At 71.6% G+C, this 21,564-nt stretch carries 15 protein-coding genes and 1 pseudogene; 9 read left to right on the plus strand and 7 right to left on the minus strand.

All coding sequences use genetic code 11. From position 1 onward, the window contains the following. Positions 1-10: 10 nt before the first annotated feature. Positions 11-1,783, minus strand: a complete 1,773-nt coding sequence (locus OG393_RS24120; protein ID WP_327376780.1) for a glycoside hydrolase family 13 protein — start codon at positions 1,781-1,783, stop codon at positions 11-13. A 334-nt stretch (positions 1,784-2,117) separates the two neighbouring features. Here OG393_RS24120 and OG393_RS24125 point away from each other — a divergent pair, with 334 nt between their 5' ends. From OG393_RS24125 to pulA, 7 genes are all read left to right on the plus strand, one after another. Beyond that, on the plus strand, positions 2,118-3,395 hold the full coding sequence (locus OG393_RS24125; RefSeq protein WP_327376781.1) for an extracellular solute-binding protein: 1,278 nt from the start codon (positions 2,118-2,120) through the stop codon (positions 3,393-3,395). 20 nt (positions 3,396-3,415) lie between these two features. Then, the gene (locus OG393_RS24130) at positions 3,416-4,429 is read left to right on the plus strand and encodes a carbohydrate ABC transporter permease (RefSeq protein ID WP_327376782.1); all 1,014 of its coding nucleotides are present in this window, start codon (positions 3,416-3,418) and stop codon (positions 4,427-4,429) included. Next, on the plus strand, positions 4,423-5,334 hold the full coding sequence (locus tag OG393_RS24135) for a sugar ABC transporter permease (protein WP_442817431.1): 912 nt from the start codon (positions 4,423-4,425) through the stop codon (positions 5,332-5,334). The genes OG393_RS24130 and OG393_RS24135 overlap by 7 nt, the downstream gene beginning before the upstream one ends. 55 nt (positions 5,335-5,389) lie before the next feature. Further along, positions 5,390-7,084 carry a glycoside hydrolase family 13 protein gene (locus OG393_RS24140; RefSeq protein WP_327376784.1) on the plus strand — a complete coding sequence of 565 codons (1,695 nt, stop codon included), beginning with the start codon at positions 5,390-5,392 and terminating at the stop codon, positions 7,082-7,084. Further along, a complete protein-coding gene (locus OG393_RS24145; RefSeq protein WP_327376785.1) occupies positions 7,072-8,154 on the plus strand; it encodes a LacI family DNA-binding transcriptional regulator in 1,083 nt (360 codons plus the stop codon). Before OG393_RS24140 ends, OG393_RS24145 begins: the two co-directional genes overlap by 13 nt. A gap of 123 nt (positions 8,155-8,277) precedes the next feature. After that, on the plus strand, positions 8,278-9,975 hold the full coding sequence (locus tag OG393_RS24150) for a carbohydrate-binding module family 20 domain-containing protein (protein ID WP_327376786.1): 1,698 nt from the start codon (positions 8,278-8,280) through the stop codon (positions 9,973-9,975). Between the two features lie 67 nt (positions 9,976-10,042). Next, positions 10,043-15,415 (plus strand): pullulanase-type alpha-1,6-glucosidase, encoded by a 5,373-nt coding sequence (pulA, locus tag OG393_RS24155; RefSeq protein ID WP_327376787.1) that lies wholly within the window; start codon positions 10,043-10,045, stop codon positions 15,413-15,415. A gap of 78 nt (positions 15,416-15,493) precedes the next feature. Here pulA and OG393_RS24160 read toward each other — a convergent pair whose 3' ends face one another. Further along, positions 15,494-16,006, minus strand: a complete 513-nt coding sequence (locus tag OG393_RS24160; RefSeq protein WP_327376788.1) for a GNAT family N-acetyltransferase — start codon at positions 16,004-16,006, stop codon at positions 15,494-15,496. 55 nt (positions 16,007-16,061) lie between these two features. Between OG393_RS24160 and OG393_RS24165 the strand changes: the two genes are divergently transcribed. Then, the gene (locus tag OG393_RS24165; RefSeq protein WP_327376789.1) at positions 16,062-16,394 is read left to right on the plus strand and encodes a 5-carboxymethyl-2-hydroxymuconate Delta-isomerase; all 333 of its coding nucleotides are present in this window, start codon (positions 16,062-16,064) and stop codon (positions 16,392-16,394) included. A 30-nt stretch (positions 16,395-16,424) separates the two neighbouring features. Here the strand turns inward: OG393_RS24165 and OG393_RS24170 are convergent, their stop codons facing one another. Continuing rightward, positions 16,425-17,147 carry a TetR/AcrR family transcriptional regulator gene (locus OG393_RS24170; protein ID WP_327376790.1) on the minus strand — a complete coding sequence of 241 codons (723 nt, stop codon included), beginning with the start codon at positions 17,145-17,147 and terminating at the stop codon, positions 16,425-16,427. A gap of 38 nt (positions 17,148-17,185) precedes the next feature. Between OG393_RS24170 and OG393_RS24175 the strand changes: the two genes are divergently transcribed. After that, a complete protein-coding gene (locus tag OG393_RS24175) occupies positions 17,186-17,653 on the plus strand; it encodes a hypothetical protein (protein ID WP_327376791.1) in 468 nt (155 codons plus the stop codon). A gap of 16 nt (positions 17,654-17,669) precedes the next feature. On the opposite strand, the gene OG393_RS24180 is transcribed toward OG393_RS24175, so the two are convergent. From OG393_RS24180 to OG393_RS24195, 4 genes and pseudogenes are all read right to left on the minus strand, one after another. After that, positions 17,670-18,776: a PDR/VanB family oxidoreductase gene (locus tag OG393_RS24180; protein ID WP_327376792.1), complete on the minus strand. Its 1,107-nt coding sequence runs from the start codon at positions 18,774-18,776 to the stop codon at positions 17,670-17,672. Between the two features lie 2 nt (positions 18,777-18,778). Further along, a complete protein-coding gene (locus tag OG393_RS24185; protein WP_327378528.1) occupies positions 18,779-19,663 on the minus strand; it encodes a metal-dependent hydrolase in 885 nt (294 codons plus the stop codon). Positions 19,664-20,161: 498 nt separating this feature from the next. Beyond that, positions 20,162-20,525, minus strand: a pseudogene (locus OG393_RS24190) (hypothetical protein); the annotation flags it as partial. A 125-nt stretch (positions 20,526-20,650) separates the two neighbouring features. Beyond that, a complete protein-coding gene (locus tag OG393_RS24195; protein ID WP_327376793.1) occupies positions 20,651-21,451 on the minus strand; it encodes a tyrosine-protein phosphatase in 801 nt (266 codons plus the stop codon). Between the last annotated feature and the right edge of the window lie 113 nt (positions 21,452-21,564).

The following is a 21,564-nucleotide window of genomic DNA, read 5'->3' on the forward strand; positions in this document are numbered from 1 at the left end:
CGGGCGCACGTCAGATTGCCCACCAGACGCAGGAGTCGGCGGGAACCCGGACCGTCTCCGTGCCGGGCCCGCGGACGCCCCCGGGCACGGGTTCCCGGGCGGGTGAGGGAAGCGCGGGCCCGGCGGTGGCGCCCCGGTCCGCGGGCTCCCCGGTCACCGGCACGGCCGGCGGACCGGGTGCCTCCGTCGTGGTGCCGCCGGGCACGGCCGTCGTGCTGCCGAGCAGGACGGAGCCCTGGAGGGGCAGCTCCACCAGGCCGTCCGTGGTGTTGAGCGTGACGAGCACGGAGCCGCCGGAGCCGTCCGCGGAGTTCCGGCGGAAGGCCAGCACCCCCTCGGGGGCGTCCAGCCACTCCACCGCGTCCCCCGCGCCCAGCGCCGGGTGCTCCCGGCGCAGCCGGAGCGCCGCGCGGTACAGCTCCAGGGTGGAGGCCGGGTCGCCGGTCTGCGCCGCCACGCTCAGGCCGCCCCACTCCGGAGGCTGGGGCAGCCAGGAGCCCGCCGGGCCGAAGCCGTACGACGGCCCTTCGGCGGTCCACGGCAGCGGGACCCGGCAGCCGTCGCGCAGCCCGTCCTGTCCCTCGCCGCGCAGGAAGGCCGGGTCCTGTCGCAGTTCGTCCGGGAGGTCGGTGACCTCGGGCAGCCCCAGCTCCTCGCCCTGGTACAGGTAGACCGAGCCCGGCAGTGCCAGTGTCATCAGGGCCGCCGCCCGGGCCCGCCGCAGACCCGCGGCCGGGTCGCCCTGCCCGTAGCGCGTCGGGTGCCGGACGACGTCGTGGTTGGAGAGCACCCAGGTCGTCGGAGCCCCCACGGCGGCCGTCGCCCGCAGTGAGTCCTCGGCGACCTTCCGTAGCGCCGCGGTCTCCCAGGGGCAGTTCAGGAACTGGAAGTTGAATGCCTGGTGCAGCTCGTCGGGACGGACGTAGCGGGCGAGCCGCTCCGGCGTCGGCGCCCACGCCTCCGCCACCCCGATGCGATCGGGGCCGTAGGACTCCAGCAGCCGACGCCAGCCGCGGTGGATCGCGTGTACCCCGTCCTGGTCGAAGAACGGCAGGCGCTGGATCCCGATGAGGCTCGCCTGGCGGCCGTGGCCGATGTCGGGCAGACCGGGAGCCTTGACCATGCCGTGGGCGACGTCGATCCGGAATCCGTCCACCCCCAGATCCAGCCAGAATCGGAACACGGACTCGAACTCCGCCCGCACCTGCGCGTTCTCCCAGTTCAGGTCCGGCTGCTCGGGCGCGAACAGGTGCAGGTACCAGGAGCCGTCCGCCACCCGCGTCCAGGCGGGACCTCCGAACACCGACTCCCAGTCGTTGGGGGGCAGCCCGCCGTCCGGGCCGCGTCCCGGGCGGAAGACGTACCGGTCCCGGCCCACGCCGGCCCGCGCCGCCTCGAACCAGGGGTGCCGCTCGGAGGTGTGGTTGGGGACGATGTCGACGATCACCTTCAGGCCGAGTCCGTGCGCCGTGCGCACCAGGTCGTCGGCGTCCGCCAGGTCGCCGAAGACGGGGTCGACCGCGCGGTAGTCGGCCACGTCGTAGCCGCCGTCGGCCTGCGGGGAGGCGTAGAAGGGCGTCAGCCACACCGCGTCCGCGCCGAGCCGGGCCAGGTGCGGGAGCCGCTCCCGCGCTCCGCGCAGGTCGCCGATCCCGTCGCCGTCGCTGTCCGCGAAGGAGCGGACGTACACCTGGTAGATCACCGCGTCCCGCCACCATTGAGGGTGACCGCCGCAAGGACTTGCAACGGGCGGCAGCGAAGGTGAGGTGAGCTCGTGGGCCATGCGGGGTCCCTCTCGCGTGAGCGTCGTGCGGGCGTCGAACTGACAACGAGGCCGAAGTCGTCATGAAACGGTCATGCAAGTCGTTACGGAAAGGCTTGCAGGCGGCCCGAAGTAGCGCAAGACCGCCTCGATTCGCTCTGTCAAGCGACCCGATGGACACCTTCGGGACACGCGGATGTAACGATCGCCGGGCCTTGCAGAAATTCCACGCAAGCTCTTTCGGCTCGTTTTCATCCCTGTTACGTTCCTGGCAACCCGGCGCGCCGCGAGGGAGCGGTCGCATGAGGAAGGTCTTCGCCCCTCGACCAAACCGGGATCAGTTGAAGGAGTTCACATGCGGCGTGGCATAGCGGCCACCGCGCTGATCGCGGCCCTGGGCGTCACCCTGGCGGCGTGCGGCAGCGACGGCGGCACCGACGACGGCGGCTCGAAGAGCTCGGGCGAGCTCTCCGGCACCGTGACCTGGTGGGACACCTCCACGGTCGGCAGTGAGGACAAGGTCTTCAAGAAGATCGCGGAGGACTTCACCAAGGAGCACCCGAAGGTCACTGTCAAGTATGTGAACGTGCCGTTCGGCGACGCGCAGAACAAGTTCAAGAACGCCGCCCAGTCCGGCTCCGGCGCCCCCGACGTCATCCGTTCCGAGGTCGCCTGGACCCCGGACTTCGCGAACCTGGGCTACCTCGCTCCCCTCGACGGCACCCCGGCCCTGAAGGACGAGAAGGACTTCCTCAAGCAGGCCGCCGCCTCCACCAAGTACGACGGCAAGACCTACGCCGTGCCGCAGGTCATCGACTCCATGGGCATCTTCTACAACAAGAAGATCTTCAAGGAGGCCGGCGTCGAGGTCCCCACGACCGTCGACGAGCTCAAGAGCGTCTCCGCCACGATCAAGGAGAAGACCGGCAAGACCGGTCTCTACCTGCGCGGTGACGACGCCTACTGGTTCCTCTCCTTCCTGTACGGCGAGGGCGGCGACCTGGTCGACGCCGAGAAGAAGACGATCACCGTCGACAACCCGGCCGGCGTCAAGGCCCTGAAGACCGTCAAGGACCTGGTCGACTCCAAGGCGGCGATCACCGACGCCACCAACGGCTGGGACAACATGCAGGCCGCCTTCAAGGACGGCAAGGTCGCGATGATGATCAACGGCCCGTGGGCCGTCAGCGACACCTACACCGGCAAGGAGTTCGCCGACAAGGCGAATCTCGGCATCGCGCCGGTGCCCGCCGGTTCGGCGGGCCAGGGCGCCCCGCAGGGCGGCCACAACCTCGCCGTCTACGCGGGCTCCAAGAACCTGGACGCCTCGTACGCCTTCACCGAGTACATGACGTCCGCCGAGACCCAGGCCAAGATCGCCACCGAGCTCAGCCTGCTGCCGACCCGCGAGTCCGTCTACGGCAACGCCCAGGTCGCGGGCAACGACATGATCGGCTTCTTCAAGCCGGTCGTCGACAAGGCCGTCGAGCGCCCCTGGATCCCGGAGACCGGCAGCCTCTTCGCCCCGCTGGTGACCGAGTACACCAAGGTCCTCACCGGCCAGACCAGCCCGGAGTCCGGAGCCAAGGCGACCGGTGACGCCTACCGCAAGCTCCTGAAGGACTGGAAGTAACAAGGAAGGCAGGCCGGCTGATGGCTGTGGACACCAGCAGCCAGTCGGTGGCGAAGGCCGCGGGCGACGACGTCGCCCGCGGCCGGAGTCGCGGTACTGGCACCTCCCGGCGCAAGACCCGGGGCTCCCTCTCCACCCACTGGTACGCCTGGGCGATGATCGCCCCGGTGACCGTGGTGATCGCCGTGATCATCGGGTACCCGCTGATCCGCGGCGTCTACCTGTCGCTCACCGACGCCAACGAGCGCAACGTCGCGCGGAGCATCGGCGTCAACCACATCCCCGCGACCTACGAGTTCGTCGGCCTGGACAACTACGCCGACGCGCTCTCCGGCAACCAGTTCCTCGGCACGCTGGGCTGGACGCTGGTGTGGACGGTGTCCTGCGTCTCGGTGACCTTCGCCCTCGGCCTGGCCCTCGCCAACGTCCTCAACCGCAGGATCGCGGGCCGCTCCCTCTACCGGATGCTGCTGATCCTGCCCTGGGCCGTGCCCGGATTCGTCTCCGTCTTCGCCTGGCGCTTCCTCTACGACGAGCGCCGCGGCATCCTCAACGAGGTCCTGGCCGGCGGCGGCATCGACGCGGTGCCCTGGCTCAACGACCCCACCTGGGCGAAGTTCTCGGTCATCGCCGTCAACGTCTGGCTCGGCGTCCCCTTCATGATGGTCGCCCTCCTCGGCGGACTCCAGTCCATCCCCGGCGAGCTGTACGAGGCAGCCGAGATGGACGGTGCGAGCGCCTGGCAGCGCTTCCGGCACATCACGATGCCCGGACTGCGCTCGGTGTCCACCACCGTGATCCTGCTGAGCACCATCTGGACCTTCAACATGTTCCCGGTGATCTTCCTGCTCACCCGGGGCGGGCCCGGCGAGGCCACCCAGATCCTCGTCACCCAGGCGTACAAGTTCTCCTTCGAGATCAGCCCGCGGGACTTCGCCCAGTCCTCCACCTGGGGCGTCCTGATCCTGGTCCTCCTGATGGCCTTCGCCGCGGTCTACCGGCGAGTCCTCCGTAAGCAGGGAGAAGTCTGGTGACCACCGCAGACACCACCGCCGCCTCGCACCGGGCCCCCCGCCGCGCCGGGCGGTCACCCGCCCCGAGCCCGGCCCCCCGCCGCGGCGGGCGTTCGCCGCTCGCCTCGATCGGGCTGCACGCCACGCTCGTCGCGGCCTCCGTGATCGCCGTCTTCCCGGTGCTGTGGGTCTTCCTGACCTCCATCAAGCCGGCCAAGTACGCGACCACGACCGACTTCTTCAAGGAGTCGACGTTCGAGAACTACACGAACCTGCTGAGCGACACCCCGTTCCTCACCTGGTTCGGCAACTCGCTTCTCGTGGCCGCCCTGACCACCCTGCTGGGCGTGTTCATCTCCTCGACGACCGGCTACGCCATCAGCCGCTTCCGGTTCCCCGGCAAGCGCGGCCTGATGTGGACGCTGCTGATCACCCAGATGTTCCCGGTCGCGGTCCTCATCGTGCCGATCTACAACATCATGTCGTCCATGGGCCTGCTCAATCAGCCCCTCGGCCTGGTCGTCACCTACCTGACCATCGCCGTGCCCTTCTGCGCATGGATGATGAAGGGCTTCTTCGACACCATCCCGCGCGAGATCGACGAGTCGGGCCAGGTCGACGGACTCACCCCGTTCGGCACGTTCTGGCGGCTGATCCTGCCGCTCGCCAAGCCGGGCATCGCGGTGACCGCGTTCTACTCCTTCATCACCGCCTGGGGCGAGGTCGCCTACGCCTCCGCGTTCATGGTCGGGGACGAGAACCTCACCCTCGCCGGCGGCCTGCAGAAGTTCGTCAACCAGTACGGCGCCCAGTGGGGCCCGATGTCCGCGGCCTCCGTGCTCATCGCCGTCCCCGCGGCGCTCGTGTTCCTCGTCGCCCAGCGCCACCTGGTGACCGGCATGTCCGCCGGCGCCGTCAAGGGCTGAGCGCCCCACCGGCCGCCCGCCCGTGTACGCACCCTCCTTACCTCTCAGGGAAGACATGACCCAGCACCTCACCGCCCCCGCCGCCGCACCGACCACCGGCACGCACGCGGGCTGGTGGCGCGACGCGGTGATCTACCAGGTCTATCCGCGCAGCTTCGCCGACGGAAACGGCGACGGCATGGGCGACCTGGAGGGCATCCGCAGCCGGCTGCCCTACCTGAAGGATCTCGGCGTCGACGCCGTCTGGCTCAGCCCCTTCTACGCCTCCCCGCAGGCCGACGCCGGCTACGACGTCGCCGACTACCGGGCCATCGACCCCATGTTCGGCAGCCTGCTCGACGCCGACGCGGTCATCCGCGAGGCGCACGAGCTCGGACTGCGGATCATCGTCGACCTGGTGCCCAACCACTCCTCCGACCAGCACGAGTGGTTCCAGCGCGCGCTGCGCGAAGGCGCCGGCTCGCCGCTGCGCGAGCGCTACCACTTCCGGCCGGGCAAGGGAGTCGAGGGCGAACTCCCGCCCAACGACTGGGAGTCCATCTTCGGCGGCCCTGCCTGGACACGGACCCGGGAGCCGGACGGCACCCCGGGCGAGTGGTACCTGCACCTCTTCGCGCCGGAGCAGCCCGACTTCAACTGGGAACACCCCGCCGTCCGCGACGAGTTCCGGTCGATCCTGCGCTTCTGGCTCGACATGGGTGTGGACGGCTTCCGGGTCGACGTCGCCCACGGACTGGTCAAGGCCAAGGGTCTGCCCGACATCGGCGCGCACGACCAGCTGAAGCTCCTCGGCAACGACGTCATGCCCTTCTTCGACCAGGAGGGCGTCCACGAGATCTACCGCTCCTGGCGCGCGGTCCTGTCCGAGTACTCCTCCGCGCCCTCGGCCGGGGGGATCGACGGCGAGCGGGTCCTGGTCGCCGAGGCGTGGACCCCCACCGTGGAACGCACCGCCCACTACGTGCGTCCCGACGAGATGCACCAGGCATTCAACTTCCAGTACCTGGGCACCCACTGGGACGCCGCGGAGCTGCGCCGGGTGATCGACGACTCGCTCGCGGCGATGCGTCCGGTCGGCGCCCCGACCACCTGGGTGCTCTCCAACCACGACGTGACCCGGCACGCCACCCGCTTCGCCAACCCGCCCGGTCTCGGCACCCAGCTCCGCGAGCCGGGTGACCGGGAACTCGGCCTGCGGCGGGCCCGTGCCGCCACGCTGCTGATGCTGGCGCTTCCCGGCTCCGCGTACGTGTACCAGGGGGAGGAACTCGGCCTGCCGGACGTCACCGACCTGCCCGACGAGGTCCGTCAGGACCCGTCGTTCTTCCGGGCCACCGGCCAGGACGGCTTCCGCGACGGCTGCCGGGTGCCGCTGCCGTGGACCGTCGAGGGCTCCTCCTACGGATTCGGCGCGGGCGGCAGCTGGCTGCCACAGCCCGATTCCTGGGGCGGGCTCAGTGTCGAGGCCCAGGCCGGCGATCCCGGCTCCACCCTGGAGCTGTACCGGAGCGCGCTGGCCCTGCGCCGTGAGCGATCAGGACTCGGTGCGGGCGAGGACGTCGAGTGGATGGAGGCACCCGAGGGGGTGCTCTCCTTCCGCCGCGACGGCTTCGTCTGCACCGCCAACACCACCGGCCGGGCCATCTCCGTCCCGCTGCCCGGCCGGTTCCTCCTCTCCAACGAGCCGGTCTCCCACGGGGAAGGCGTCGTGGAGCTGCCCGCCGACACCACCGTCTGGTGGGCGGTGTGACGATCCCCCTGCCGCGGGGCGCCGGAAACGGCGCCCCGCGGCTCGCGGACATCGCGGCGCAGTCCGGCGTCAGCGAGGCCACGGTCAGCCGGGTGCTCAACGGCAAACCCGGTGTGGCCGGTGCGACCCGGCACCGGGTGCTCGCCGCGCTCGACGTGCTCGGATACGAACGTCCGGTGCGGCTGAAACGGCGCAGCGCGGGCCTGATCGGCCTGTTGGTGCCCGAGTTGACCAACCCGATCTTCCCCGCGTTCGCCCAGGTCGTCGAACAGGTCCTGGCCGGACACGGCTACACTCCGGTGCTCTGCACCCGGATGCCCGGCGGTGCCACCGAGGACGAGCTGGTCGAACAGCTGGTGGAGCGCGGGGTCAGCGGCATCGTCTTCCTCTCCGGGCTGCACGCGGACGCCACGGCCGACCCGGACCGCTACATCCGGCTGGCCGCGCGCGGGGTCCCGTTCGTGCTCATCAACGGCTTCAACGAGGCCGTCGACGCCACCTTCGTCTCGCCCGACGACCGGGCGGCGGCGCGGATGGCGGTGCGCCACCTGGTCGAGTTGGGGCACGAGCGGATCGGTCTGGCCATCGGCCCGACCCGCTACGTCCCCTCGCGCCGCAAGGCCGAGGGCTTCGCGGCCGAGCTGCACCTCGCGCTCGGGATCGGGAAGGAGGAGGCCGAACGCTTCGTGCGTCCGACGCTGTTCGGCGTCGAGGGGGGTCACGCGGCGGCCGACATCCTGCTCGACCAGGGCTGCACCGGTGTCGTCTGCGGCTCCGACCTGATGGCGCTCGGCGTGATCCGGGCGGTGCGCGCCCGGGGGCTGGACGTGCCCGCCGACGTGTCGGTGGTCGGATTCGACGACTCCCCGCTGATCGCCTTCACCGACCCGCCGCTCACGACGGTGCGCCAGCCGGTCCAGGCGATGGCGACGGCCGCCGTCGGCGCGCTCCTGGAGGAGATCGAGGGGAACCCCGTGCAGCGCACGGAGTTCGTCTTCCAGCCGGAGCTGGTGGTGCGGGGCTCCACGGCCCAGCCGCCGGCCCGTCCGGCCCTGCAACTCCTTGCGTAACTCCTTGCGTCGGGGCTGTCCAAAGGGTTGACCGTCCGTCGGGGCGCTCGTACGGTCACGGCTGAAAATAGTTGCTGCCAGTTTCGGCAATTCCTTGCGACAGTGAAGTCAGCAGGAGGAATCATGGCCAGAAAGACCGTGGCCGCTGCACTCGCCCTCGTGGCGGGAGCCGCTGTGGCCGTCACGGCACCCGCCCCCGCGCAGGCCGCCCCGCCCGGTGAGAAGGATGTCACCGCGGTGATGTTCGAGTGGAAGTTCGCCTCCGTGGCGACGGCCTGCACCGAGCAGCTCGGTCCCGCCGGGTACGGGTACGTCCAGGTCTCGCCGCCCCAGGAACGCATCCAGGGCACCACGTGGTGGACGGCGTACCAGCCGGTCAGCTACAAGATCGCGGGCCCCCTCGGGGACCGCGCCGCCTTCAAGAGCATGATCGACACCTGTCACGCGGCGGGCGTGAAGGTCGTCGCCGACTCCGTCGTCAACCACATGGCCAACGCGTCGGGCACGGGAACGGGCGGGACCTCGTTCTCCAAGTACGACTACCCCGGCCTGTACTCGGGTGCCGACATGGACGACTGCCGGGCCACCCTCTCGAACTACCAGGACCGGGCCGACGTCCAGAACTGCGAACTCGTCGGCCTGCCGGACCTCGACACCGGCGAGGACTGGGTGCGCGGCCGGATAGCCGGCTACCTGAACGACCTGCTCTCGCTCGGCGTGGACGGCTTCCGCATCGACGCCGCCAAGCACATGCCGGCCGGCGACCTCGCCGCGATCAAGGCACGGCTGACCGATCCGGGCGTCTACTGGAAGCAGGAGGCGATCCACGGTGCCGGCGAGGCGGTCTCGCCCGGCGAGTACCTCGGCAACGGCGACGTGCAGGAGTTCCGCTACGCACGCGACCTCAAGCGGATCTTCGGCTCCGAGAAGCTCTCCTACCTGAGCGGCTTCGGCGAGTCCTGGGGCTACCTGCCCTCCGGCAAGGCCGCCGTCTTCGTCGACAACCACGACACCGAGCGCGGCGGCGACACCCTCAACTACAAGGCGGGCGCCACCTACACGCTCGCCTCGGTCTTCATGCTGGCCTGGCCCTACGGCTCCCCGGACGTCCACTCCGGCTACGAGTGGTCCGACAAGGACGCGGGCGCTCCCCGCGGCGGTCAGGTCGACGCCTGCCACACCGACGGCTGGAAGTGCCAGCACGCCTGGCGCGAGATCGCCTCCATGGTCGGCTTCCGCAACGCGGCACGGGGCGCCGCGGTCACCGGATGGTGGGACAACGGCGACAACGCGATCGCGTTCGGCCGGGGCGACAAGGCGTACGTGGCCATCAACCACCAGAACACGGCGCTGACCCGTACCTTCCAGACCTCGCTGGCCGGCGGCACCTACTGCGACGTGCAGAGCGGCACCCCGGTCACCGTGGACGCGTCCGGCCGCCTCACCGCGACGCTGGCCGCGAACACGGCGGTCGCACTGCACGTCGGAGCACGCACCTGCCCCGGGGGCAGCACCCCACCACCCGCCACCACCGGCGCATCCTTCAACGTCGACGCCACGACCGTCATCGGCCAGAACATCTACGTCACCGGCGACCTGTCCGCCCTCGGCGACTGGTCCCCGGCCGCGGCCCTCAAGCTGGACCCGGCGAGCTACCCCGTCTGGAAGCTGACGGTCTCCCTGCCCGCGGGCACCTCCTTCGCGTACAAGTACGTCCGCAAGGACGCGGCGGGCAACGTGACCTGGGAGTCCGGCCCCAATCGCACGGCCACCGTCCCGTCCTCGGGCCGGATCGTGCTGAACGACTCCTTCCGCGGCTGACCTTCCCTTCTCGTCAGGGCCACCCCGCCGGGGCGGCCCCCCTTCCCGTACCCCTGGGAGAACCCCCGTGATACGCAAGAGAACGGCGGCCGTCGTGGCCACCGCCCTGTGCGCCGCGCTGGTGCCGGCCCTGCCGGCGGTCGGCGCCCAGGCGCCGCCCGCGCCGCCCTCCGACAAGACACTCGCGGCCCAGCCCGCACGCCACGACCTCACCCGCGAGCAGTTCTACTTCGTGCTGCCCGACCGGTTCGCCAACGGGGACACCCGCAACGACCGCGGCGGACTCACCGGAACGCGGCTCGACACCGGCTTCGACCCCACCGACAAGGGGTTCTACCAGGGCGGCGACCTCAAGGGTCTGACCCGGAAGCTCGACTACATCAAGGGCCTGGGCACCACGGCCATCTGGATGGCTCCGATCTTCAGGAACCAGCCCGTGCAGGGCACCGGCAAGGACGCCTCCGCCGGCTACCACGGTTACTGGATCACCGACTTCACCCAGGTAGACCCCCACTTCGGCACCAACGCCGACCTGGAGAGGCTGATCGACAAGGCCCACGCCAAGGGCATGAAGGTCTTCTTCGACGTCATCACCAACCACACCGCCGACGTCGTGGACTACCAGGAGAAGTCCTACGACTACCTCTCCAAGGGCGCCTTCCCCTACCTCACCCGGGACGGCGTGCCCTTCGACGACGCCGACTACGCCGACGGGACCAGACGCTTCCCCCGGGTCGACCGCGACTCCTTCCCGCACACCCCCGTCGTCCCCGCCGACAAGAAGGACCTCAAGGTCCCCGCCTGGCTCAACGACCCCACGATGTACCACAACCGGGGGGACTCGACCTTCGCCGGAGAGTCCTCCGCGCAGGGTGACTTCGTCGGCCTCGACGACCTGTGGACCGAACGCCCCGAGGTCGTCGCGGGCATGGAGAAGATCTACCAGCGCTGGGTCCGCGACTTCGACATCGACGGCTTCCGTGTCGACACCGTCAAACACGTGAACACCGAGTTCTGGACCCAGTGGGCCACCGCGCTCGACGCCTACGCCGAGAAGCGCGGACGCGACGACTTCTTCATGTTCGGCGAGGTCTACTCGGCCGACCCGGCGATCACCGCCCCGTACGTGACCGAGGGCCGCCTCGACGCCACCCTCGACTTCCCCTTCCAGGACGCCGCCCGGGCCTTCGCCTCCCAGAGCGGCCCCGCGGACCGACTGGCGAACCTCTTCGCCCAGGACTACCGCTACACCACCGACAAGGCCAACGCCTACGAGTCGGTGCCCTTCCTCGGCAACCACGACATGGGCCGCTTCGGCGCCTTCCTCAAGCAGGACAACCCGAAGGCCGACGACGCCGAGCTCCTCCAGCGCTACCGGCTCGCCAACGAGCTGATGTTCCTCAGCCGCGGCAACCCCGTCGTCTACTACGGCGACGAGCAGGGCTTCACCGGCCCCGGCGGCGACAAGGACGCCCGCCAGACACTCTTCGCGTCCCGGACCGCCGACTACCTGGACGACGACCAGCTCGGCACCACCCGGACCCACGCGAGCGACGCCTACGACACCTCGCACCCGCTCTACCGCCAGATCGCAGCGCTCTCCGCCCTCACCCGGAGACACCCGGCGCTGCGCGACGGCGCCCAGCAGGAGCGCTACGCCCAGGGCTCCGTCTACGCCTTCTCCCGGACCGACGCACGCACCCGGACCGAGTACGTCGTCGCCGTCAACAGTGCCACCGAGGCGCGCACCGTGGAGATCCCCACCGGCTCCGCACACGCCGGATTCACCGCGATCCACGGCGACACCGCTCACGTCACCAGCGACGCCGGCCGCAAGGTCCGGGTCACCGTCCCGCCGCTCGGCGCCCTCGTCCTCAAGGCCGACAGGCCGCTCGGCGCACCCGCGTCACGTCCCTCCGTCAGCCTGCGCGCCCCCGAGGCCGGGGCCACCGGCACCGTCGAGATCACCGCCGACGTCCGTGGCGGCGCCCTGGACCGCGTCGTGTTCGCCGCCCAGACCGGCAACGGGAAGTGGCAGGTCCTCGGGTCCGCCGACCACGCCCCCTACAAGGTCACCCAGAAGGTGACCGCCCCCGCCGGAACCACCCTGCGCTACAAGGCCGTCGTCGTCGACGGCGACGGCCGTACGGCGAGCGCGACGGCCGCCACCACCAGCGGCCCCCCGGCCGTCGAGCAGCCCCCGACCGCCACCCAGCGCGACCACGCGATCGTCCACTACAAGCGCGCCGACGGGGACTACGGAGACTGGGGCCTGTACACCTGGGGCGACATCGCGGACGGCGAAGGCACCACCTGGCCGGCCGGCAAGCCCTTCACCGGCCGCGACGCCTACGGCGCCTTCGCCTACGTCAAGCTCAAGCCCGGCGCCTCCTCCGTCGGCTTCATCGCCGTGGACAAGGACGGGGTCAAGGACACCGACGCCGACCGCAGCATCGACCTTTCCCGCACGGGCGAGGTCTGGATCGAGCAGGGTGTCCCGGACGTCCGGGACGCCGCCCCCGACGGCGCCTACCCGCCGCAGGACACCACGAAGGCCCTCCTGCACTACCGGCGCGCCGACGGCGACCTCACCGGCTGGGGCCTGCACACGTGGACCGGCGCCGCCGCCCCGACCGACTGGACCAAGCCGCTGGAGCCGGTACGCACGGACGCCTACGGAGCCGTCTTCGAGGTCCCGCTCGCGCCCGGCGCGACCTCCCTGAGCTACATCCTGCACAAGGGCGACGAGAAGGACCTGCCCGCCGACCAGTCACTCGACCTGAAGGCAAGCGGCCACGAGGTCTGGCTGCTCGACGGCCAGGAGAAATACCTCCTGCCGCAGCCCCGGGGCAGCGGCGCGGCCCTCGACCTCACCCAGGCCCACGCCGTCTGGATCGACGCGGACACCGTCGCCTGGAACGGCAGCGCCGCCGCCGCCTCCAGCGCGCTGCTCGCCTCCCGCGACGGCTCCCTCGCGGTCCGGGACGGTGCCCTCACCGGTGACCGCACGGTGCTGCGCCTCCAGCCGACGTCCCTCACCGACGCGCAGAAGGCCGCCTTCCCGCACCTGAGGTCCTCCGCCGCCTTCACCGTCGACCCGCGTGACCGCGACCGCGTCCGCCCGTCGCTCCGGGGCCAGCTCGTCGCCGCGCAGTACGCGGCGAACGGCGCCGTCCTCACCGCCACCGGCGTCCAGCTCGCCGGAGTGCTCGACGACCTCTACGCCGCTAAGGCCACCCGCGCCTCCCTCGGCCCGGTGTTCCGGTCCGGCCGTCCCACCCTCTCCCTCTGGGCCCCCACCGCCCGGTCCGTCACGCTCGAGCTCGACGGCAGGAGCGTCCGGATGCGCCGCGACGACGCCTCCGGCGTCTGGTCGGTCACCGGCAGGCGCGGATGGACCGGCAAGCCCTACCGGTACGTGGTGAAGGTCTGGGCACCCAGCGTCGGGAAGATCGTCACCAACCGGGTCACCGACCCCTACTCCACCGCCCTGACCACCGACTCGGCCCGCAGCCTCGTCGTCGACCTCGCCGACCCGCGACTGGCCCCCAAGGGCTGGCGGGACCTGAGAAAGCCCGCGGCCGTCCCGCTGCGCGACGCCCAGATCCAGGAACTCCACATCCGTGACTTCTCCGTCGCGGACCCGACGACCCCGGCCGCCCACCGCGGCACGTACCTGGCCTTCACCGACACCGGCAGCGACGGCTCCCGGCACCTGCGCGAACTGGCCGCCTCCGGCACCTCCTACGTCCACCTCCTGCCGGTCTTCGACATCGGCACCATCCCCGAGAAGAAGTCCGACCGGAGCGAACCGGGCTGTGACCTGAAGGTCTACGCCCCCGACTCCGAGGAGCAGCAGGCATGCGTGGCCGCCGCCGCGGCACGCGACGGCTACAACTGGGGCTACGACCCGCTGCACTACACCGTCCCCGAGGGCTCCTACGCCACCGATCCCGAAGGCACCCGCCGCACGGTCGAGTTCCGGCGGATGGTGCAGTCCCTCAACGGCGCCGGACTGCGCACCGTCATGGACGTCGTCTACAACCACACGGTCGCGGCCGGGCAGTCCGACACGTCCGTGCTCGACAAGGTCGTGCCCGGCTACTACCAGCGTCTGCTGGCAGACGGGTCCGTCGCCACCTCCACCTGCTGCGCCAACACCGCACCCGAGAACGCCATGATGGGCAAGCTCGTCGTGGACTCGGTCGTCACCTGGGCCCGGGAGTACAAGGTCGACGGCTTCCGCTTCGACCTGATGGGACACCACCCGAAGGACAACATCCTGGCGGTCCGCAAGGCGCTCGACGGCCTCACCGTCGCCAAGGACGGCGTCGACGGCAGGAAGATCGTCCTCTACGGAGAGGGCTGGAACTTCGGCGAGATCGCCGACGACGCCCGCTTCGTCCAGGCCACCCAGAAGAACATGGCCGGTACCGGCATCGCGACCTTCTCCGACCGCGCCCGCGACGCCGTCCGCGGCGGCGGCCCCTTCGACGAGGACCCAGGAGTCCAGGGCTTCGCCTCCGGCCTGTTCACCGACCCCAACTCCTCCCCGGCCAACGGCACCCCGGCCGAGCAGAAGGCCCGGCTGCTGCACTACCAGGACCTGATCAAGGTCGGTCTCTCCGGCAACCTGGCCTCCTACACCTTCACCGACACCTCGGGCCGCACGGTCCAGGGCTCCCAGGTCGACTACAACGGCGCCCCGGCCGGCTACGCCGCCGCCCCCGGCGACGCCCTCGCCTACGCCGACGCCCACGACAACGAGACCCTCTACGACGCGCTCGCCTTCAAGCTGCCGGCCGGGACCCCGGCCGCCGACCGGGCACGGGCACAGGTCCTCGCCATGGCGACCGCGACACTCTCGCAAGGCCCCGCGCTCTCCCAGGCGGGCTCCGACCTGCTGCGTTCCAAGTCCCTCGACCGCAACTCCTACGACAGCGGCGACTGGTTCAACGCGATCCACTGGGACTGCCGCGAAGGCAACGGCTTCGGCCGCGGCCTGCCCCCGGCCGCCGACAACCGGGCCAAGTGGCCCTACGCGAGGCCGCTGCTCACCGCGCCGGCGCTGACGGCGGACTGCGGGCAGATCGAGGCCGCGTCCGCCGCCTACCGGGACCTCCAGAGGATCCGGACGACCGAGCCGGCCTTCTCCCTCGCCACCGCCGAGCAGGTGCAGGGCGCCCTGTCCTTCCCGCTCTCCGGAAGCGGCGAGACCCCGGGCGTGATCACCATGCGCCTCGACGGCCTGGTCGTGGTCTTCAACGCCACCCCGGACCGGCGGTCCCAGCGGGTCGCCGCCCTGGCCGGCGAGGGCTACCGGCTCCACCCGGTCCAGGCCGGCGGCGCGGACACCGTCGTCAGGACCGCGTCCTACGAGCGGGAGTCGGGCACCTTCTCGGTCCCGGCCCGGACCGTGGCGGTCTTCACCACCCGCTGACCCCGGCCCGCCACGCCCCTGCCCGCGGACACCTGTCCGGGTACCTGCCCGTGGCCTGACCGGCCGGGTCCCGGCTGGTCAGGCCACGACCTTCTCCAGCAGCGTGACCCGGTAGCACCTCCCGTCGGCGGCGGTCTTCTCCAGACCGTCGCCGATCGTGGTGTATCCGGCCGCCTCGTAGTAGTCCCGCAGCCGCGGGTTGCCCGCCTCGCAGTCCAGCCGCGCCACCCGCCGGCCCCGGGCCGCGATCCGATCCTCCGCGTGGGCGAGCAGCGTCCGCCCGGTGCCGGCCGGCGCGGCGGTACGGTCCGTCATCAGCCGGTGGACGTACCCGGCCGTCGGCGGCTGCTCCCCCCAGACCCGCTCGTCCTTCCACCACAACTCGTAGGCGCCGAGCGCCGTCCCGCCGCGCGAGGCCAGCCACACCTCGCCGACGGCCATCCGCGCCCGGAAGTGCTCCCGGTCCTTGTCGCCCGGCTTCCACTGCTCTATGCCCTGGCGGATCATCCAGTGCGCGACGTCGTCGAACAACTTCACCAGGAGGTCCAGATCGCGATCGTCCGCCTGTCGGAATGTCACTTGTACGGTCATCGGATCACCGTAAGGGTGTGGGTGGAGACACCGACGACCGGGAGTGAGAAGACCGATGCCCCAGATCACCGTGGACTACTCCGCGCCGCTCGACCGGCGCGGCTTCGCGCTCGCGCTGCACCCGCTCGTCGTCGAAACGGTCGACACCCAGATCGACACGTGCAAGACCCGCTTCCGCGAGATCGAGGAGACGGTCTGCGGGGACGGCTCGACCGACGACGTGGTGGTCCACGTCGACATCGCCCTTCTCGCCGGCCGTTCGGCAAAGACCAAGGCCCGCCTCGCCGAGGCCGTGCTGGAACTGCTCCCACTCCACCTCAAGCAGCGGGACGGGGTGCGGACCTCGGTCGAGGTGCGCGACCTCGAACCCTCCTACCGCAAGCGCTGAGAGCCTGTCGGGTCGCCTTCGGCCGCCCGGTCACAGGCCGCCCGACCGGCTCTGGGGCGGCACCCGGGGCGCCAGCTCCACGAGTCGGCCGACCAGATCGCCGAACGGGCCGTCGGCCGGCTCGTCCGCGAGGATCCGGACCAGCAGGTCCGCCATCTCCTCGTCGTAGGCGGCGCTCACCGCGGCCAGTGCGGCGAAGTCGTGCACCAGCTGCGACTCCAGTTCCGCGCGCGGTATCCGGCGTCCGTCCAGCCAGATCAGCGCCGTCGACTCGGCGAGCGACACCCAGGAACGGACCACCAGTTCGAGTCGGGCGGAGGGCTTTCCGACCTCCAGGTGTGCCAGGATCTGCTCGTACGCGGCCTGCCGCACCTCGTCGATCATCGCGTGGGTGGTGGACGAGCCGACCGCGGGCCCGCCGCGCATCAGCGCCGAGAATCCCGGCCCGTGTCCCTCCACGAAGTCGAAGTACCGGCGCATCACCCGCAGCAGTCGTGCCCCCAGCGGTCCGTTCGGCGGCTCCACGAACCGGGCGGCCAGCTCGTCGGCGGCCCGCCGCAGCGCCGCCTCGTACAGGCTCTGCTTGCCGGGGAAGTAGTGATAGACCAGAGGCCGTGAGATCCCGGCGGCGGCGGCGATCTCGTCGATGGAGACCTCGTCGGGAGAGCGGTGGCTGAACAACTCCAGCGCCACCCCGATGAGCTGCTGTCTGCGCTCCTCGACGCCCATCCTTCGGCGTACTCCGGTCGTCATGCGAACAGCCTAGCGGGCGTCCGATACGCTCCTCTCACATGAGCGCTTCTGACCAGGACACGACGGCTCCGACAGCTACCGGGAACGCGGTCCGGGACACGGACGCGACGCAGCCGGAGGAGTCGTCCTCGTCCGGAGGGAAGCCCGCGGCGGGGGAGCGTGTTCCGGCCGGAGCCGGCGAACCCGCCGAGGCCGCCGCCGAGTCCGCGGACGAGGCCGTCGTCGCGGACACGGACGGGGTCCGGGCCGGGGGCGCGACCCCCCGGCAGGCCCGCCGCCTACGCGTCGCCGCCGCCTCCGTCCTGCTGGTCGCGATGGCGGTGGTGCTGGTGATCCGGCTGGCCAGCCGCACGTCCGTGCTGGTCGTCGGGGTCTACGGACTGGCCATGATTCTCTGCGGTGTGGTGATCGAGCTCTCCCGCAACGGCCGCACACGGCTGGGCACCTGGCTCCTGGTGGGAGGTCTCGCCGCCGCGCTCGCCTTCGACTGGCTGATCCTGCCCTGACCCCGCCCGACAGCTCTCAGAGGTCGAGGACGAGCCGTTCCCCCGCGCAGCGGGACACGCAGATCAGCATCGATCCGGTCCGCTCGGCATCGGTGAGCAGTTCGTCCCGGTGATCGATCTCGCCCTCCAGGACCCGCTGTCGGCAGGTACCGCAGAATCCCTGTTCGCAGGAGTACGGGACACCCGGAAGCGCGGACCGGACGGCGGCGAGCACCGACTGGTCCGCTGCGACGGTCACCGTGCGGGCGGAGCGCCGCAGTTCGACCTCGAAGGGCCGGCCGCCGGCCACCGCGGCGGGCGAGAAGCGCTCCAGACGGGGGGCGTGTCCCTCGGGCAGCGCGGCGGTGACGGCGTCCATCAGGCCCTCGGGGCCGCAGCAGTACACGGCGGTCCCGGCGCGGACGGCGCCCAGGAAGCCGAGTTCGGGCAGGCCCGTCCTCCGCCGCCGGCCGGCGGGACCGTCATCCCGTTCCGTCCGGTCCCCGGTCACGACCGTGACCCGCCCGTCCGCCCCGCCCAGCTTCTCGACCTCGTCGAGATAGGGCAGGGTGGCCCGGCTGCGCCCGCAGTACAGCAGGCGCCAGTCGGCACCGGCCGCCTCGACGGCTCGCAGCATCGCCAGGATCGGTGTGATGCCGATGCCGCCCGCGATGAAGACGTACGCCGGGGCGTCGACCAGCGGGAAGCGGTTGCGCGGACCCCGGATCTCGATCTCGGTGCCCTCGTGGAGCCGTTCGTGCACCTCGCGCGAGCCGCCCCGGCCGCCCCGCGCCTCCTCGATGAGCCGGGTGGTCACGGTGTAGGCGCCGGTCTCGGCCGGGTCGCCGCAGAGCGAGTACGGGCGCACCAGGCCGGAGGGCAGCACGAGTTCGATGTGGGCGCCCGGCTGCCACGCGGGCAGCCCGGTGCCTTCGAGCCGGAGCTCGACGACGCCCTCCGCGGGTTCGCCGCGCCGGGTGACGAGGACCCTGCGCGTGACGGTGGCGAGCCGGCCTCGGCCGGAGACCGGCTCCTCCAGGGCGGGCATCGGCCACAGCGGTGCGGCGCCGATCCGGCGGCGCAGGGCACGCCGGGCGAGCAGCGCGGCTCCGGCGGCGAGGACGACGGTACGCGGGCGGAGCATGCTCAGCGGCCTCCGTTGGCGCCGGGGGAACGGGTCAGATAGGCCACCGCCTGCTCCGTGTTCCCCTCCTGTGAGGGGTGGTAGTCACGGCTCAGATAGCGGGGGACGGCACGCAGCAGGTCGGGCGTGGAGGGCAGGACGCCCTGGCGTCCGCGACGCACGAACTGTCCGACGGAGGCCCTGCCGTCCAGCAGGGTGGGGTCGTTCGCCATGAAGAAGCGGATGCCGCGCTGCCAGAGGAAGACCAGGGCGCCGAAGGCCGTCGCCCAGGTACGGGCCCTGCGCCGGTAGCCGCCGTCGAGGTGCATGAACAGTTCGAAGGCGACCGAGCGGTGCTCGACCTCTTCCGCACCGTGCCAGCGCAGCAGGTCCAGCATGGTCGGGTCGGCGCCCCGCCGGTCGAGTTCGCCGGCGTTGAGGACCCAGTTCCCGAGGAACGCGGTGTAGTGCTCGATGGCGGCGATCAGGGCGACCCGCTCCCGCAGCCACCAGCGCCGCGGCGCGCCGGGCGGCAGTGTCCGGTCGCCGAGCAGCTTCTCGAAGAACCAGTCGACCTGCGCCGTGTACGGGGTGGGGTCGAGGCCGAGGCGCCTGAGGTGGGGGAGGACGTCGTCGTGTGCCTGGGAGTGGACCGCCTCCTGGCCGATGAATCCGATGACGTCCGCACGCAGCCGGTCGTCGGTGACGTACGGCAGCACCTGCTTGTAGACGTGGACGAACCAGCGTTCGCCGGCGGGGAGCAGCAGGTGCAGCACATTGATCGTGTGAGTGGTGAACGGGTCGCCGGGCACCCAGTGCAGCGGGGTCTTCTCCCAGTCGAAGGAGACCTTCCGGGCCTTGAGTTCGATGTGCTCGGACGCCACCGGTACAGGCTGCGTATTAGACATGGCGTCAATGTACTGAGGGGTAAGCAGTTGGCAACAGGCTTGTGCACCGGCTTTCTGCACCGCCGGCCGCTCGCCCCGCCACCGCCCGGCGTGCCCTCCACCCGCCGCCGGTCTCGCCTTTCGCCGGCCTCCGCCCCTCCGCGTGCCTTCCTCCGGTCCGCCGCCCGCCAACGCGGCGCGCCCACCCGGGTCCCGTCCTTCAGCGTGCCGTTGACGCCCGCCCGCGCGCCCGGCTTCGCCGTCAGCGCCGGCAGATGGCCGTCCACCCGGCCGGTGACCCCGCCCGAGGTCTCCGGCGAGGCGAAGTCGCTCGTCCCCGCCGCCAGCGCGTACCACTGTCCGCTCCCGGCCTGCCGCAGCACGCCGACCAGCACGCGGGGGTCGCGCACCCCACAGGCCGTGGAGTCCTCTGCCTGCGCCGCCAGTGCCGCCGGGACCGGCGGACGGCCCACCGCACCCGGGCCCGCCGCGCCCGCCCGCAGCGGATCGGGTGCCTGGAACCGGGCGAGCGTCCGGCTCCCGTTGCCCTGCCAGGCCCCGCAGCGCGAAGGCGGCCCGCGCGGCCCCCGGAGAGCGCGGAAAGCCTCTGGTCCAGGGTCAGTTCCTCGGCTCCCCCGGCGCGCGGGAACAACCGCAGGCCCCACACCCGGGGCAGCGGCGGGCGGAACCGCGCCCGCTGCGGCAGCGCCCCGCGCCACAGGGGGAGTCCGGCGGTCAGGACCCGTCGGTCGCGTCCCAGCGTGGGCGGCAGCACGAGATACGCGATCCTGACCAGCCGCGGATAGTGCTCCACGAGTGCGGCCTCGGACTGTTCGACGTCGACGGGGCCGAAAGGGGACGGGTCGCGTTCCCGAGTGCTCACGTTCGGCGGAACGAGCGAATCATCCGATGGTCACCCCGGAGCGCGTCACCCTCCCTGCCCGGGGGGAGCGGGCGCCCGGCCCGCCGGGGGTCGGCGTCCCGCTCCGTCCCCGGCGGGGCCTTCCCTCAGGCCGCGTGGACCGTGAGGCGCTCGCGGATCACCTTCGTCACCTCGTCCGGGACCCCGAGGCCGTCCCGCACGTAGCCCTCCATCGAACCGTGCCGCGACGCCACCTCGTCGAGCGCCGCCCGCAGGTACTCCGGGACGACCCCGATCAGCGCCAGTGCCAGTTCCGGGTCCCCGCCCTGCGCCGTGAACCCCTCGACGAGCGGGGCGAAGGCCAGGCGGACGGCGGGGTTGACCGCCAGGTACTCCGTCATCACCGTCTCCGCGTCCGCGCCGAGCAGCGAGAGCACGATCGTCGCCGCCCAGCCGGTGCGGTCCTTCCCCGCCGTGCAGTGGAAGAGCAGCGGGCCCCCGTAGGGGTCGCCCAGCTCGGTGAGGAAGGCGTGGTAGGAGGCGCGGGCCGACTCGGTGGTCACGAAAGCCCGGTAGGTGTTCGCGAAGGCCGTCCGCGCCCTGCCCCCGCCGAGTGCTTCCTCGGCCAGGGCCGGGTCGGCGAGCAGGGCCTTCAGCCGGGCCGCGGGCGGCAGCCCGGAGGTGGCCAGGTGGTCGGCGAGTACGTCCGCGACGAGCAGCCGCCCGCCCTCCGGGACCCGGTCGGGCCGTTCGGCGCGCTCCGCCGCGGTCCGGAAGTCGACCACCGTCCGGATGCCCAGGTCGCCCACCGCAGTGTCGGCCGGGTCCAGGCGGTCGAGCTGTCCGGAGCGGAAGAGCCGGCCGGGGCGGACGCTGCGGCCCTCTCCGAGCGGGAGGGTGCCGAGGTCCCGGAGGTTGGCGACCGTGGCGGCGGGAATGGCGGGCATGGCGTCGACTCCTCCAGATCGGTCCTTTTCGTACCAAACCGTAATCGATCGGATTCCACCAGTCCCGCACGTTCCGCCCCGGAGCGCCAAGCCGGGCGGCACGATGTGCGGAT

It is taken from the genome of Streptomyces sp. NBC_01216 (assembly GCF_035994945.1).
Lineage (GTDB): Bacteria > Actinomycetota > Actinomycetes > Streptomycetales > Streptomycetaceae > Streptomyces.